This window comes from Paraprevotella xylaniphila YIT 11841, from assembly GCF_900683745.1.
Lineage (GTDB): Bacteria > Bacteroidota > Bacteroidia > Bacteroidales > Bacteroidaceae > Paraprevotella > Paraprevotella xylaniphila.
The window spans coordinates 3,602,903-3,618,514 of the sequence record NZ_LR215980.1 but is presented as its reverse complement, the minus strand read 5'-3'; the positions used below and the strand labels follow the sequence as shown (position 1 = coordinate 3,618,514).

General features: G+C 48.2%; 12 protein-coding genes. 6 read left to right on the top strand and 6 right to left on the bottom strand.

Going from position 1 to position 15,612, the window contains the following annotated elements; genetic code table 11:
- Nucleotides 1–99 precede the first annotated feature (99 nt).
- The 3 genes from E0E47_RS15345 to porE all read left to right on the top strand — a co-directional run bounded on the left by E0E47_RS15345 (nucleotide 100) and on the right by porE (nucleotide 8,609).
- Entirely contained in the window at nucleotides 100–2,577 is a 2,478-nt protein-coding gene (locus E0E47_RS15345; protein ID WP_130894078.1) for a family 43 glycosylhydrolase, read from the top strand.
- A gap of 227 nt (nucleotides 2,578–2,804) precedes the next feature.
- Nucleotides 2,805–6,464: a LamG-like jellyroll fold domain-containing protein gene (locus tag E0E47_RS15340; RefSeq protein WP_232038469.1), complete on the top strand. Its 3,660-nt coding sequence runs from the start codon at nucleotides 2,805–2,807 to the stop codon at nucleotides 6,462–6,464.
- A 123-nt stretch (nucleotides 6,465–6,587) separates the two neighbouring features.
- Nucleotides 6,588–8,609 carry a PorE family type IX secretion system protein gene (porE, locus tag E0E47_RS15335; RefSeq protein ID WP_130894076.1) on the top strand — a complete coding sequence of 674 codons (2,022 nt, stop codon included), beginning with the start codon at nucleotides 6,588–6,590 and terminating at the stop codon, nucleotides 8,607–8,609.
- 437 nt (nucleotides 8,610–9,046) lie between these two features.
- On the opposite strand, the gene E0E47_RS15325 is transcribed toward porE, so the two are convergent.
- Both E0E47_RS15325 and E0E47_RS15320 read right to left on the bottom strand, forming a co-directional pair.
- Nucleotides 9,047–9,517: a low molecular weight phosphatase family protein gene (locus E0E47_RS15325; protein ID WP_008629870.1), complete on the bottom strand. Its 471-nt coding sequence runs from the start codon at nucleotides 9,515–9,517 to the stop codon at nucleotides 9,047–9,049.
- Between the two features lie 159 nt (nucleotides 9,518–9,676).
- On the bottom strand, nucleotides 9,677–11,188 hold the full coding sequence (locus E0E47_RS15320; RefSeq protein WP_130894075.1) for a methyltransferase RsmF C-terminal domain-like protein: 1,512 nt from the start codon (nucleotides 11,186–11,188) through the stop codon (nucleotides 9,677–9,679).
- A 216-nt stretch (nucleotides 11,189–11,404) separates the two neighbouring features.
- On the opposite strand from E0E47_RS15320, the gene E0E47_RS15315 reads away from it, so the two are divergent.
- Genes E0E47_RS15315 through E0E47_RS15305 form a run of 3 tightly spaced genes read left to right on the top strand, consistent with a single transcriptional unit; the run spans nucleotide 11,405 to nucleotide 13,304 of the window.
- Nucleotides 11,405–11,980, top strand: coding sequence for a DUF6249 domain-containing protein (locus E0E47_RS15315; protein ID WP_130894074.1), 576 nt, complete (start codon nucleotides 11,405–11,407; stop codon nucleotides 11,978–11,980).
- Between the two features lie 13 nt (nucleotides 11,981–11,993).
- A complete protein-coding gene (locus E0E47_RS15310) occupies nucleotides 11,994–12,788 on the top strand; it encodes a thymidylate synthase (RefSeq protein ID WP_008629867.1) in 795 nt (264 codons plus the stop codon).
- An 18-nt stretch (nucleotides 12,789–12,806) separates the two neighbouring features.
- A complete protein-coding gene (locus E0E47_RS15305; RefSeq protein WP_008629866.1) occupies nucleotides 12,807–13,304 on the top strand; it encodes a dihydrofolate reductase in 498 nt (165 codons plus the stop codon).
- Nucleotides 13,305–13,418: 114 nt separating this feature from the next.
- On the opposite strand, the gene E0E47_RS15300 is transcribed toward E0E47_RS15305, so the two are convergent.
- The 4 genes from E0E47_RS15300 to E0E47_RS15285 form a co-directional block, all read right to left on the bottom strand.
- On the bottom strand, nucleotides 13,419–13,937 hold the full coding sequence (locus E0E47_RS15300; RefSeq protein ID WP_008629865.1) for an Lrp/AsnC family transcriptional regulator: 519 nt from the start codon (nucleotides 13,935–13,937) through the stop codon (nucleotides 13,419–13,421).
- A 115-nt stretch (nucleotides 13,938–14,052) separates the two neighbouring features.
- Nucleotides 14,053–14,511 (bottom strand): ExbD/TolR family protein, encoded by a 459-nt coding sequence (locus E0E47_RS15295; RefSeq protein WP_008629864.1) that lies wholly within the window; start codon nucleotides 14,509–14,511, stop codon nucleotides 14,053–14,055.
- The gene (locus E0E47_RS15290; RefSeq protein WP_008629863.1) at nucleotides 14,511–15,101 is read right to left on the bottom strand and encodes an ExbD/TolR family protein; all 591 of its coding nucleotides are present in this window, start codon (nucleotides 15,099–15,101) and stop codon (nucleotides 14,511–14,513) included. The genes E0E47_RS15295 and E0E47_RS15290 overlap by 1 nt, the downstream gene beginning before the upstream one ends.
- 24 nt (nucleotides 15,102–15,125) lie before the next feature.
- Nucleotides 15,126–15,611 carry a hypothetical protein gene (locus E0E47_RS15285; protein ID WP_008629862.1) on the bottom strand — a complete coding sequence of 162 codons (486 nt, stop codon included), beginning with the start codon at nucleotides 15,609–15,611 and terminating at the stop codon, nucleotides 15,126–15,128.
- Between the last annotated feature and the right edge of the window lies 1 nt (nucleotide 15,612).

Genomic DNA, 15,612 nt, shown 5'->3' with positions numbered 1-15,612 from the left:
AAAAACACAGGCATTTGCGTGTAAACAGCACACTCTTCACTCCCTATTTATATAACTTTGGAGAGAAATTCAACCCAATAACTTTTAATCACTTAAACCATGAACAGTACTCGTATCAACAAACTGATTCTTAGTTTACTATTTTTATGCCTGGCAACCACAGGCCGTGCACAAACCTTCCCTCGCCTGCTTTTGAGTGGGGATTATCCCGACCCGTCCATCATCAGGGAAGGAAAAGACTTCTACATGACAAACTCATCTTTCAATTACGCACCGGGACTGCTCATTTGGCACTCTACCGATTTGGTGAACTGGACCCCCATAGCCCGTGCACTCCATGCACTCGACGGTTCGGTCTACGCTCCAGACTTGGTGAAGTACAAAGGACGTTACTATATCTACTATCCTGCTGCCGGAGCCAACTATGTGGTCTATGCCGATGATATCCGAGGCCCGTGGAGCCAACCGGTGAAACTCGACCTGACGGGCATCGACCCTGGACATGTAGTGGGCGAAGACGGCAAACGGTATTTATATGTGGACAAAGGTGCCATAGCCCCGCTAAGCGACGACGGGCTGAAAGTGACGGGACCGAAAAAGACCGTCTACGAAGGTTGGCGGTTCCCCAAGGATTGGAAAACCGAAGGCAATGGCGACATGTTCCTCGAAGGCCCGAAACTGCTGCACAAGGACGGTTATTATTATATGGTATCGGCAGAAGGCGGCACCGCCGGACCGGCCACGAGTCACATGGTAGTCGTGGCACGTTCCAAAAGCGTGTTCGGCCCGTGGGAGAACTCCCCCTACAACCCTTTGGTGCATACCTACAATGCAAGCGACCCTTGGTGGTCGAAAGGACACGGTACGCTCATCGACGATGCCGAAGGGAACTGGTGGGTGGTGTACCATGCTTACGCACAAGGTTACCACACGTTGGGTCGCCAGACGCTGATAGACCCGGTGGAATGGACAGCCGACGGATGGGTCAAGCTGCGGCATGATGCCCGTCCGCTCCCGGCACAAGACCCTGAAAAACACGGACTGGAACTCTCCGATGACTTCACGGGCAAGCAACTCGGCCTGCAATGGACCTTTTGGAAGGAATACGCCCCCGAAAGCCTCTCATTCGGCAAGGACGGCATGAGCGTCAAAGCCAAAGGCAAGACTCCTACGGATGGACGTTTGCTTTTGACCACAGCCACAGACAAGAACTATGAGCTCACAACGGAAATCACCCTCGGAAAAGGGAACACGGGCGGTTTGCTCCTTTTCTATGACGAGAAGGCATACGCCGGTGTCGCTTCGGACGGAAAGACGCTCACGATATACCGCAACGGGGAAAAAGCCGAAACCATGCCTTCCGATTACCACAAGCATTTCTACCTCCGCCTGCTCAACCGTGCCAACCGCGTGACCCTCTCTGCCAGCAAGGACGGAAAGTCATGGAAGGAACTGGCCACGGATATCGACGTGTCAGGACTTCATCACAACAACTACGGTGGGTTCTATGCCCTCCGTCCTGCACTCCTGTCCGCAGGAAAAGGACGTACGACTTTCCGCAACTTCACCTACCGTGACGCCACACCGCAAGAAAAAGACATGGCGGCCTACCTTATGGTATTCCATCAGGACGAAGACCACTGCCTGCATGCAGCCATCAGCCGCGACGGTTATACGTTTACCGCCCTGAACGATGGCAAGCCCATTATTGCAGGCGATACAATCGCCGACCAGAAAGGTATCCGCGACCCGCATATCTACCGTGGCCCGGACGGCGGCTTCTACTTGGCCATGACCGACTTGCATATTTATGCACAACGCGAGGGTTACCGCGATACGGAATGGGAGCGCGACGGGAAAGCTTATGGTTGGGGAAACAACCGTGGCTTGGTGCTGATGAAATCGTTCGACCTCATCCATTGGACACGCACCAACATACGTTTCGACCAGATGTCCAAGGAATTTGCACAGATAGGTTGTGCTTGGGCACCGGAAACAGTCTATGACCCCGCCACAGGACGGATGATGATTTATTTCACCATGCGGTTCGGCAACGAGCAAAACAGGCTTTATTATGTCTACGTAAACCAAGATTTCAACCGTATCGAGAGTATTCCGCAAATCTTGTTTGAATACCCCTCTGGAGCGTCTGCCATCGACGGCGACATCACCCCGATATGGAACGAGGAACGGCAAAAAATGGAATATCACCTGTTCTACGTGGCGCATGAATCCGGTTCGGGCATCAAACAGGCGGTTTCCGACCGTATCGACGGAAGCTACCGGTTCGACCCGCGTTGGATAGACTTTGAACCGGTGGCCTGTGAGGCACCTAACGTTTGGAAACGCATCGGTGAAAACAAATGGGTACTCATGTACGACATCTTCGGCATCAACCCGCACAACTTCGGCTTTGTGGAAACCTGTGACTTCGTACACTTCAAGAACTTGGGACGCTTCAACGAAGGCATAATGAAAACCACCAACTTCCGGTCGCCCAAGCACGGTGCCGTCATCCACCTGACAAAAGAAGAGGCGGACCGGATCGAAGACTATTGGAACAATCAGAAACACTGAAAAAATCCTCCTCCCTGCACAGGCTCTATCTCCATAGGTAAAACCATAACGGAACCGCCTGCGCAACCCAAGCCATGGAATACGGTTTTTCTCATTCGTCCGTATTCGTGGCTTTTTATTGTCTTAACCATCTTTAATATTAAAAAAATAAGTAATTCGCCGTCCTTATTCGTATATACATAAAGAGATTTATTATCATTACTTAATTTACACTTATGAACAATGACATGAAAAGCAAAAGGAAAAAACTCTGCATGCTGTTAGCTTCTTGCTTCGTGGCATGTACCGGCACCGGACTTTATGCACAGGAAGACGGATTGCGACTGCACTTCGACTTCGAACAAGTAAACGGTACTTCCGTCACGGACGCTTCTACGTCCGGCATCATAGCTTCGTTGAAAAACGGTGCCAAGGTGGAAGAAATGGGAAAATACCATGTGCTCAATTTGGGCAACCAGTCTGGTTATCTTGATTTGACCGAAAAAACGGGCGCCCTATTCAAAGAAATGGACTCCTATACAGTCTCCATGTACTACCGGGTAGACGAAAACGCCTCGCTTTCCGGCGCGGGATTCTTCCTTTGGTCCTTCTCCACATCCATGGCTTGCACCGCTTCTGAGGGGAAATATTCGGCCTACCGCTTGAACGCACAACGGTTTGCCAACTCCACAGGTGGTTATCAACACGAAACGGGTATTGAAATCGGAGGAGAATCGGAAAAAGGCCAGTGGATACACGTCCTTTATACACAAAACGGAAAGAACGGCACGCTTTATCTTAACGGTGTACGCAAAGGGTCAAACAGTTCGATGCCTGCCAACTCGGAAAACTTCAATGCCTCCATTCCTTACGTATGGATTGGACGTGCTCCTTTTTCCGCAGACAATTACTTGAAACAAACCCTCGTGAGCGACATCAGACTTTACGGCAAAGTATTGGGCACGGCGGAAATCAACGCCCTCTCACAAATCACCGAAGATTTGGAGCATGAATTCCGCTATGGTACCCCCGGCGATTTCACAGCCCTGCGAACCGCCATCCGGGAAGCAGAAGATTTCTTGGCCGGACATGCTGCAATTTATCCGGAAGCTGCCGTGGCGATTTACCTGGATGAAATCAACATGGCCAAAACCCTCGCTGAAGAAGGAAAAGTGAACCAAAACGTCATTGACAAACAAATCAAAGCCTTGGCCGCAGCACAGAACACGTTGAAAGCCACTGACGGATTTGAATTCGATGACGAGGATGTCGTGGAAGGCTATGATACGGATAAAGGATTCCGACATCCCGGTGCTCTCCACACCGATGAGGACTTTGAACGCATACGGCAACAGTTGAAGGACGGCAACGCAAAAGTCATAGCCGCATACAATGTACTGAAAAACGCGGCTTATTCACAATCCAATGCCGCCACCTATCCCGTTGAAACCATTGTCCGTGGCGGAGGAGTAGGGGAAAACTATATCAACGCCGCACGTGGTGCCACCATCGCTTACCAGAATGCGCTTCGTTGGAAAATAGACAGGTCGGAAGAACACGCCCGCCACGCCGTAGACGTCCTTATGGCTTGGGCACGCACAACGAAAGCCATCGGCGGAGACTCCAATTATGCGTTGGCAGCCGGACTATACGGTTATGCTTTTGCCAACGCAGCCGAACTGGTACGCGACTACGAGGGTTGGAATGCAGAAGACTTTGCAGAGTTCAAACGATGGATGCTCAATGTGTGGTATCCTTCTTGTATAGGATTCCTACGTGGCCGAAACGGCACGTGGGAAAACTCCGGAGGATGGGGGAAGTGCCCTGGGCATTATTGGTCGAACTGGGGATTGTGCAACGTATTGGCCGTAATGAGCATCGGCATCCTTTGTGATGACGTGTTCCTTTATAACCAAGGCCTTTCTTTCTACAAATACGACCAAGTAGGTACTTTCGTAGACCCACGTACAGCCAACCCGATTTTGAATGACGGACTGACGGAATTCATAGGCAATCTGGTGGTCACGACACAAAATTCGGAGTTGGAAACAGGTGCGTACGGAAAATTGGGACAGATGCAGGAAAGCGGTCGCGACATCGGTCACGCTGCCATGGCTGCAGGATTGGCTGTGGATGTGGCACACATCGGATGGAACCAAGGAGACGACCTGTTTTCCTACATGGACAACCGTCTGGCCGCCGGCATCGAATATTTGGCGGCACAGACGCAAAGCGTGCCTAACCTGCCTTGGACCGACTATCATTATGCCGACCGGGGATTAGCTTGGTGGGACAACCGGTCGTGGCTACAAAAATCACCGGCACTGGGAGAACAAATTCGTCCGTACTGGGGCACCGTCATCGGACATTACGAGGGCATCAAAGGCGTGAAAATGCCTTTCTCTGAAATGGCTTACGAAAAAATGGGTATTGACGGAGGCGGACAGGGCAGTGTCAGCGGAGGATACGACCACATGGGCTATTCCGTGCTGATGAACACCCGAGACTTCGCACAACCTGACCAAGTGCCCACACCACTCACCCCTGTCATGGAATATAATGGAACAACAGTACCCCACAACGAACTTGGCGGGCTTACCAACACCTATGCCATAGCACCGACCAACGCCCTCCCGGTTGGCACTATCGTCACGCTGAAGCCCCAACTTCCGGTTGGCACGGCAGACACCGGGAAATGGAAATGGAACAACGGAGAGACATCCAAGGACATTACGATTGTGGCGAACAAGAGCGGTGTATGGCGCGTGACTTACACCAATGAAAAAGGCGTGGAAAGCGAACAGGCGTTCACCATTGCCGTAGCAGGAGATTGCGAAGAAAGCGACATTATACCTTTTATTACTGCCAATGGAAACAAATTGCAAACCCGCACGGTCAACATCCTATACGGCAACCCCGTAACCCTCGAAGTCCAAGCAAAGATGGGTTGGGGATATTACACATGGGAAAACGGAGCCACCGGTCCGTCCATCACTTTGCCGAACGTGACAACTAGCCGGAACGTATCCGTATTATTCATCGGACAAGGTGGACGGAAACAAAAGGTGACATTCCATATCAACGTGCAAATTGCCCGTCCGGACATCACTGTCAACGGAGGACGCTACACGGACTCCTCCATGGCCATAGTGGAACAAGGGGACAACGTGACCCTTTCTGTCACCCCATCCGACTTCATGGTGAACGGAAGTTACCTATGGAACGACGATTCGACAGGAGACGAACTTGTAATCAACGACATACAGACTTCCGGGACGTATAGCCTTTCTTATACGGCAGGAAACCACTCCACCACCCTCAACTATCAAATTTATGTAAAAGACGACAATTACCGAACTATCCCGGTCGGCTATTATTATATCCGACACAGAGGATATGACACTTACCTGACCAACCATGGGAACGGCACGGTTCCATCCTTTGAACCGAAAGGAAGAGAAGAGAACAAAGCCCAACAATGGTATGTGGACAACAGGCCGCCTTCCACGGCGTGCGGTTTCATGTCTTTATTGGACCAAGCCTATCTGAAAGATGACGGGACATGGAAAACAACATCCACAAGGATGTTCCGCCTCAGCGGAGCCAAAGGCATAACACCTCTGGCCATACAGAAATCCGCACGATCGGGTAAAATATTCTGGAATGTGGACGAAAACGGTAACATAAATTTCGCTGCAACAGAAGAACCTAACGATTATCCTTTTGAATTTATTCCCATAGAAGGCAGCAGCATACCTGAGACCCAAACGGGAAACCATACCGTCATACGTAAACTCTACTATACATTAGACGGCATACGAACTACCAATTTGCAGAAAGGCATTTATATCCGACAGACACTGTTCAACGACGGCACCATGAAACAAGAAAAGGTTGTCATTCGTTAGCGTTCCGTCTATCTAACAAGACACCCTCAAAAAGATACTCCTGAATCCATTTCGGTTCAAAAAAATCCGTTAGTTCCAACGGTAAATGAAATAAAAAAATTATATTTGCATACCGAATGGAATATGAAAAAATGGATTTCTCTTTTTGGGGGTATTTTTGTGACGTTATGGCTCGCAAGCTGTAGCGCGGAAAGCAATGTGAAAAAGGGAGATAAATTCTATGCCATAGGAGAATACTTCGAAGCGGCAGCCGAATACCGTAAAGCCTATATGCGCACCAAACCCAAGGAACGCGCCAAGAGGGGCGAACGGGCCTACAAAGCTGCGGACTGCTACCGGCGCATCAATTATACTTCACGGGCCATCGGATCATACCAAAATGCAGCACGATACAACTACCCGGACAGCATCGTTTATTTTTATTTGGCTGAAATGCAACGCAAAAACGGCGATTATAAAAAGGCGTTGCAGAATTATGAGATTTACCTTCAGTACAAACCAAACGACGTATTGGCACGTCCCGGACTACAGGGCTGTACCATGGCACCCATCTGGAAACAGAAACCGACACTGTATTCGATAAGGAAAGAACCGCTACTCAATGCCCGACGCTCGGACTATTGCCCGATGTTGGCAGGTGATGACATGGACATGCTGTATCTGACTTCCACACGCCCACAGGCAACAGGCAACGAACTGAGCGGCATTACGGGTATCAAGTCCGGTGATATCTTTATCTCCAGAAAAGACGATAAAGGGAAATGGCAGGCACCGGAACTGGTAGAATCCGAAGTAAACAGCGAATACGATGAAGGAGCCTGCGCCTTTTCGCCGGACGGCAAAACAATGTATTTCACCCGTTGCACGCATGACCCCGAATATCCACGATATGCACAAATTTATACCTCGGAACGCACGGATGCCAGTTGGAGTGCACCCAAATTATTGGAAATCACAAAAGACACTTTATCCTCCTTTGCCCATCCTACCGTATCGCCGGATGGCAGATGGCTGTATTTCGTATCCGACATGCCGGGAGGATTAGGAGGCTTGGACATCTGGCGAATAGAAATAGGAGAACATGGATTAGGCGGAGTGGATAATCTCGGCGAACCCATCAATACTCCGGGGAATGAAATGTTCCCTTCATTCCGTCCGAACGGAGATTTGTATTTTTCCTCCGACGGACACGTTGGCATGGGCGGATTAGACTTATTCAAGGCCGAACAGGACAGTGCGGGTACATGGACCGTAGAAAACCTGAAATATCCGATGAATTCGCAAGGAGATGATTTTGCCATGACTTTTGACGGACTGCACAACCGGGGATTTTTCAGCACCAACCGGGGAGATGCCCGAGGGTGGGACCACATCATGAGTTTCGAATGCCCGGAAGTATTGCTTACGGTCAAAGGATGGGTCTACGAAAAAGACGGCTATGAACTGCCGGAAGGCCTGGTTTACATGGTGGGCAACGACGGGACAAACTTGAAACTGAGCGTGAAAGGAGACGGTTCTTTTACCCAAGAAATCCAACCCAATGTAGACTATGTATTCTTAGGTACGTGCAAGGGATTCCTGAACCATAAAGAACAACTGCGAGTGGACACTAGCAGCATAAGCAAAGAATACGTACTTCAGTTCGAACTGGCTTCCATCACAGCTCCCGTACTGGTAGACAATGTATTTTACGCCTTCGACAGTGCGGAACTCACGGACTCTTCTACTCTTGCACTGGACTCCCTCGTCACGCTCATGGAAGACAACCCGAACATCACGATTGAACTCAGCTCGCATTGCGACTACCGGGGAAGGGATGAATACAATATCCGCCTCTCCCAACGCCGGGCAGAATCAGTGGTGAAGTACCTGATAGCACACGGCGTCGCTACCGACCGCCTGACTCCCATCGGATATGGCGAGACACGCCCGAAAGTCATCCGCAAACGATTGACGGAACGGTACCCGTTCCTGCATGAGAACGACACATTGACGGAGGCTTTCATCAAAAAACTGCCAGAAGAACAGCAGGAAATCTGCAACGCCCTGAACCGCCGGACGGAATTCCGCGTCCTCCGTACCACTTACGGTTTGTTCGATACTCCGGAAACCCCGAAAAACAACACGGAGGCAAAAGAGCAGTAATCTTTTTCCTCATGCCTATTTCAACCCGAACTTTACCGGTAAAGAAAACAACACCCTGATTTGGCAGATTTCCCCATCTTTTTCCACCACAAATTGCATATATACTCTTCCACTCGCTTCTTCAGATACACAAACTGGCGGATACTTTATATTTTTCGATAAGAAGGCCATACATGCCTTGTTTCCACACCGTCCCGTTGGCATAATACCACACCTTTTTTCGCTTTCCCCAAAACGCCTCCAACCCCCAAACTTTCAGAATCCACTCCTACAGACCGTTCTTTCACAATAACCCAATTTTGCGATTGCACACTTTGCAACCCCGCCATAAGCATCACAAGGAGACTCACAATAGTTTTCACCAAACACATATTCCTTCATTTCTAATCATAAAGCATACCCGACATGGAATGTCCCTGCCCGATATGCTTTATCGTTTAAGCCGGCATCAATGTGGAGATTTCCGTTTTCTCGCTTAAATGCTCCTTCAAAAAAGCCTTTATGCGAGCTATCAGATTCATACAACCATTACTCATCTCTTCATCCTGCGTCTGATAATCGAGATCGCCACACACGGAACCTACCAGATGTTCCTTCTCAGATGTACAATAATCCAAGAATAAGTGAATTTTATTCCAACTACTGTAATCCATAAAACGTGTCAGAAAGTTGCGCTGCCGTCCTTCCATAACCACGATAAAATCGGCCTGATTCAGTAAGTTGCCTACTTTATCAGGACCACTGCTTTCCGGAACCACACTTTCATGAGAAGTGACTCCCCACATGGCCATATCGGCGGACTCTACTTCAATATCCGGCACCTCTGCCTCTTGTATTTTCTTCTTAAAAAGATATTCTACAAAAGGTAACCTACAGGCGCACCCTGAACCGATAAATAAAATTTTCATAGCGCTGTATAGATTAAGTTAGACAATTAGACATCTACGGTGTGAGTAGAACTCTCATCGCTTCAATCCATTCACACTCTCAGGCTTTAAATATAGCATTTACAGAATAAAAAAGCAAGTAACAAGAGAGAAATATATCATTTTTTAGTATTTTTCACTTTATTCTATTGATTTACGCCGTAAATCTCCTTTTAAACTATAAGTCGAAAGATAGCTTGTCCGTATTTTCCACTCCTGTGGATAAAGGTTATTGGCCCGTCCGCCTATATTTTTCACGAAACCGATCGGAGTGTCCCGAAACGTCAGCAACACGTAACCTTTAGGAGTGTCGGGAGGCAAGACAAGCACTTCTTTACGTAAATAGGGCACCGCCATGTCGTAGGAAACGGGGACAACCGGGAAAGCCGCACGATTCAAGTCGACGGACATCGCTAAAGCGTGAAGCGGAATATAGTCCTTCCCCTTTACCGTAGCCAACGGAACACCAACCTGCCATACTTTAACCGATTCTCTCAACAAGCCTATCTGACGAGAGAATGAAGCACGTATAGCCGTCCACACCGGTCCGTCGGAAACGAAATCAAAGGTATCGGCATGAAGCAACCATGACCGGCAGGAAGCAGGCAAAGCCGGAACGGAAGCTTGTACAGTACGTTTCTTTTTAGACTTCACACGCTCACTTTTATACCAGTCAGAGGACATCCCCCAATCCGAAGCCCCTTCCTCACCATTTTTTCGTAAAACGGCCAAAAAGAAGCCTTCTCCACGAGTAAAACCGGGAATGAAATGGGCGACGGGAAAAAGCCTTTCCGCCTTCACCGTATCTTTTACAGAGGAGAGCGGAAGCAGGTTCCCCACGACTCCCCAACCCGGTTCCACATCAAGAGGAAGTATTTCCGCACCGAGTTCTTCGGCTATCCAAGCCACATTTTCCTCATCCTCCAAAGCATTCAGCGTACAAGTACTGTACACCAACAACCCACCAGGCTTCAACGAAGGCCATACGTCACGCAAAATCTCACGCTGACGGTCACGGCACATCCGGACAGCCTCCATACTCCAACCTGTCACGGCATCTTCTTCTTTTCGGAACATCCCCTCGCCGGAGCACGGCACATCGGTCACCAACAAGTCGAAAAAGGCTGGCAAACGGGCAAAATCCCTTGGATAACTGTTGGTCACTACCACGTCAGGATGTCCCCACTTCGTCAGATTCTCCAGTAAAACCTGAGCACGTGCCTTTACGGGTTCGTTGGCCACCAACAGACTACCCTCCGGCAGACACGAACGAATATGGGTAGACTTGCCGCCGGGTGCAGCACAAAGGTCGAGCGCTATCACCGGACGGGTTACATAACGGCATAAGACCTGCCCGAGAAACATGGAAGCAGCCTCTTGTACATAATAGGCACCGGCATGGAATAATGGGTCGAATGTGAACGGAGGACGTTCGCTCAGGTAACCTCCTTCACCGGAAGCCCAAGGCACCGGGCCATCTCCCCCATTCAAATATTCCGTCGAAAGACCGGCCCATAAGGACTTGAACGGATTCAGCCTCACACTCACGGAAGGTTCTTCATCCAAAGCTTGGGCAAAACGTGCATAACGCTCCGTACCAAGCAAACGTAGGGCGTAGTCTTTAAACTCCTGAGATATATCCGGTCGTGTCATGTCGTATCATTTTATGAGGATAAAAGTACGCAAAAAAAACGTGGCGAACAACAAAATCGGACGGATTTTAATTTGCTTCTGCGCTCGCCTTTCGCTATCTTTGTTCCCACGAAGATAGGATGCGGCTCGGCATAGCCAAACCAGAAAACTTTGTTTTCATTTGTCTCTGCACTCGCCTTTCGCTATCTTTGTACATTAAATCAAACCGCTTACCACATGAAACGCCCTATATTTCCCGTCATATGGCTTTGCCTTTTATGGGCTTGTCTCGCACAAAATATTGTCTTGGCACAAAATGGCATCACTGTCTACTCCGATACGGTGTCGGCTTTGGAAGACGTGGCCGACGATAGCACGTGGAGTTCTCCCCCATCGGTTTACTCCCACACATTTTCTCTCATGGACGATTTGGGAAACGAAGGAGTTTTGGACTTTTTATCTGGACTTCTCGGAATTGGCGGTGTGCTCTTTACAATACTTACCGTAATCCTGTTCCTCATTCCTGCCCTCCTCGTGCTTTTGGCCGTCTACCTGATATACCGTTCCCACCGCGAGAAGAACAGGAGGATAGAAAGAGCCGCGTATGCCCCTGAAAGACGGACGATAGACGAAGATACGAGAAACCAAATGCTCAAACAATCTGCCATAAAGAACGCCTGTTGGGGGGTAGGGCTTATCGTCGTTGAATGGATCATCGACTTCACAGACTTGTTGTTCGTCGTGGGCGTAGTCATGCTCTGCATAGCCGCCAACGATTGGCTGACCACCCTTATCAATAAGAAAAAAAAATAAAACAATATTAAGAATGAAACAATATCTCGACCTGTTACATAGGATAATGGAAGAAGGCGTGGAGAAGAGCGACCGTACAGGTACGGGCACCCTCAGCGTATTCGGCCATCAGATGCGGTTCAACCTCGAAGAAGGATTTCCGCTGCTTACCACAAAGAAGTTACACCTGAAGTCCATCATCCATGAACTGCTCTGGTTCCTGCAAGGCGATACCAACGTGAAATATTTGCAGGAACACGGCGTAAGGATATGGAATGAATGGGCAGATGAAAACGGCGATCTGGGACATATTTACGGGTATCAGTGGCGTTCGTGGCCGGACTATAAAGGTGGATTCATAGACCAGATACAAGAGGCTGTGGATACCATCAGACACAATCCCGATTCACGCCGTATCATCGTCAGTGCATGGAACGTCGGCGACCTCGGGAACATGAACCTGCCTCCCTGCCATGCTTTTTTTCAGTTTTACGTAGCTAAAGGGAAATTGAGCCTTCAGCTTTACCAACGTAGTGCGGATACGTTTCTCGGTGTTCCCTTCAATATCGCATCATACGCCCTGTTGTTGATGATGATGGCACAGGTGACGGGACTGAAAGCAGGCGACTTCGTACACACGTTAGGAGACACACATATCTATAAGAACCATCTGGAACAAGTGAAACTGCAACTCACCCGGGAACCTCGTCCCCTGCCTCGCATGAGACTCAATCCGGACGTGAAAAGCATCTTCGACTTCAAGTTTGAAGACTTCACATTGGAAAACTATAACCCTTGGCCGCACATTGCCGGTGCGGTTTCCGTATAACCCTCTAACCATCCCGACATGATATCCATTATCGTAGCTATTGCACGCAACCGTGCCATCGGTTTTGAAAACCACTTGCTGTACCGGCTTCCCGACGACCTGAAGCGATTCAAGGCACTCACCACCGGACATACCATCATCATGGGGCGCAAGACGTTTGAATCCTTTCCCAAAGGAGCGTTGCCCAACCGGCGTAATATCGTGCTGAGCAGAAACAAAGCTGCCGTCTTCCCCGGTGCGGAAACATTCAGTAGCTTACAAGAGGCCCTGTCACATTGTAAGGAAGAAGAAGAGATATTCATCATCGGCGGTGAAAGCGTGTATCAAGAGGCCCTGCCACTCGCCCAGAAAATATATCTCACGGAAATAGAAGACACGCCCCAAGAAGCGGATGCTTTCTTCCCCCCTTTCGACATCCGGCCATGGGAACTCATACAAAGTTCTCGACATAATAGGGACGAGAAACATCAATATCCTTTCTCCTTCAAAGATTATCAGAGAAAGAGCCGCCATTGATACCCAGAAGAAATTCCGTCTCAAACGAAGAACCGTATAGAATACAAGACTTAAAAAGAAAAAAAGAGGTTGTCCGCCTTCCTGACGAGACCACCTCTTTTTCTTTTCTCCCAATTATTCTTCTTCCTCTACTTCCACATCCATATTCTCCGTGCCGCCCTTCTTGTGCTTTATTTCAGGAATCGGCATCTGCCGGTTAATTGCCTCATGAAAAGAAATAATGGTTTCAGAACGTTGCAAGCCTAAAGGCTGTAACTTATCATGGATGATACTCAACATGTGATGGTTGTTCCGGGCATAGATTTTGATAAACATGTCATAATCGCCTGTCGTATAATGGCATTCAACCACTTCCGGAATATTCCACAATTCCGCAACCACCCGGTCGAAATCCGAAGGATCTTTCAGAAAAAGCCCCACATAGGCACAAGTCTCGTAACCGATCCTTTCCGGATCCAACACGTATTGTGAACCTTTCAAGACTCCTAAGCGAGTCAACTTCTGTATGCGCTGATGAATCGCTGCACCAGACACGTGACAAGCACGGGCCACTTCCAAAAAAGGAATACGTGCGTTGTCAGCAATTAACTTTAGAATCTGCTCGTCAAGAGCATCCAAATTAGCAATCCCCATAATCTATTCGTTTATTTATTGCAAAAATAAAGAAAAAACAAAGACCTTGGTATAAATCCATAAAAAAAACGGTATTTTCATAATGAAAATACCGTTTTTTAATAATATCCTTCTATCAATTTCGCTTTGCTGCAGAATAATTGATTTTTAAGGCCCACGATTTTCTCAGCACCTGCTTGATGTCTGTTATAATACCCATCTGTGTACGCTGATCCACTTTCATGGAAACCACTTGGGCTGCTTGGTCTGTCATTCTTGTACGTTCCTCCGCAATAAAATCCATGACTTCTGCAGGTTCTGCAAAACGATCATTCAATTGGATACGCGTACCTGAACCCATAGCTGCGCGCAACTGGTCGGTTGGTGGTCCTACATAAATGAAGGACACAGCAGACTTCTTTTCCAATTTCTCCAGTTCCGTACCAGTAGGCACCGTAAACTTCACTTTCAAAGTCACTTCGCGCATGGTGGTAACAATCATGAAGAAGAACAAGATTGTAAAAATCAAGTCTGGAAGCGATGAAGTATTCAATTCTGGCATCTCACGGCTTCCACCTCTGCTAAATCTTCCCATCAGTCATTTCCTCCATAATTTTTAGGTTCTGCCTCAGAAATCTTCTGCGGATAATACTCACGAATTGCAGCTTGATGCTCATCATCCAGAGCACTGTAAACTCTTCCGAACTTAGCTTTGCTCAACTCATCACGCAACTCATTATAAGCTCGTACCAATTCATTCTGCACTTGGAAATACACATTATAGCTCGTACCACGGTCTGTCTGCACTGAAATCACATGCTTGTCTGTCACAGCGCATACCCCCAACAAAGGAATATTCTTGGCGTGCTTCTCTGGCATCGTCGCACTGTTGTTTTCATTCTTGACGAATTCTTTCACTTTATCACACAGCTGTGTAATCTCAATGAAATCACCCCCGCACATTAACTGCCCGGCAGCATTGACCTTGACCATCAACACATTTCTCTCTTTCACGTCTATCTGCGCCTCGTCTTGTTCATCTTCAGGAGGGGGCGGCAAACGTCTTGCCAATCCCGAATCCGTATCCATTGAAGTCGTTACGAGGAAGAAGATCAGCAATATGAAAGAAATATCCGCTGTTGAACTGGCGTTCAGTCCGGGTACTTTTCTTTTTTTTCTTGCCATTCCTTATCGTTTTAGACGTTTTTCTTATTTCTTTCTCTTCATTATACCGGACATGTTGAAAACCACAGCTACGGTAGTCAATAACAACATGATATAAATGGAAACCATAAACATATCGGTTACTGTCACCATTGTCGCTGAAGTCACGGTTCCATCAGCCGCTGTAAATTCAGTTTCGCCCATTCCGAGCACCCAACCGATAACCAAAGAAAGTACCAAAATCGCAAAAGACACAGCACTGATTTTAGCACCCGGCACACCGCTAATATCTCCACCCTTAGAGCCCATGGAAATTTTAACACCGCGGATGACACTCCAAAGAGCTAACAAACACGTCACAGCGAACATGCCGTACATCAACCACATCAATCCTTCCGTACAAACAGGAGCGTTATAATCTCCTACGGGATTATCATATCCATATCCGAAGAATGCCGCAAAAAACAATACGATGATTGCAAAGCAAGCATACAGGACATAATATGACGTCATATATTTCTTTGCTGCCATA

Coding starts and splice junctions, on each gene's coding strand:
- E0E47_RS15345 (WP_130894078.1), top strand. CDS start 100: ATGAACAGTACTCGTATCAACAAACTGATTCTTAGTTTACTATTTTTA.
- E0E47_RS15340 (WP_232038469.1), top strand. CDS start 2,805: ATGAAAAGCAAAAGGAAAAAACTCTGCATGCTGTTAGCTTCTTGCTTC.
- porE (WP_130894076.1), top strand. CDS start 6,588: ATGAAAAAATGGATTTCTCTTTTTGGGGGTATTTTTGTGACGTTATGG.
- E0E47_RS15325 (WP_008629870.1), bottom strand. CDS start 9,517: ATGAAAATTTTATTTATCGGTTCAGGGTGCGCCTGTAGGTTACCTTTT.
- E0E47_RS15320 (WP_130894075.1), bottom strand. CDS start 11,188: ATGACACGACCGGATATATCTCAGGAGTTTAAAGACTACGCCCTACGT.
- E0E47_RS15315 (WP_130894074.1), top strand. CDS start 11,405: ATGAAACGCCCTATATTTCCCGTCATATGGCTTTGCCTTTTATGGGCT.
- E0E47_RS15310 (WP_008629867.1), top strand. CDS start 11,994: ATGAAACAATATCTCGACCTGTTACATAGGATAATGGAAGAAGGCGTG.
- E0E47_RS15305 (WP_008629866.1), top strand. CDS start 12,807: ATGATATCCATTATCGTAGCTATTGCACGCAACCGTGCCATCGGTTTT.
- E0E47_RS15300 (WP_008629865.1), bottom strand. CDS start 13,937: ATGGGGATTGCTAATTTGGATGCTCTTGACGAGCAGATTCTAAAGTTA.
- E0E47_RS15295 (WP_008629864.1), bottom strand. CDS start 14,511: ATGGGAAGATTTAGCAGAGGTGGAAGCCGTGAGATGCCAGAATTGAAT.
- E0E47_RS15290 (WP_008629863.1), bottom strand. CDS start 15,101: ATGGCAAGAAAAAAAAGAAAAGTACCCGGACTGAACGCCAGTTCAACA.
- E0E47_RS15285 (WP_008629862.1), bottom strand. CDS start 15,611: ATGGCAGCAAAGAAATATATGACGTCATATTATGTCCTGTATGCTTGC.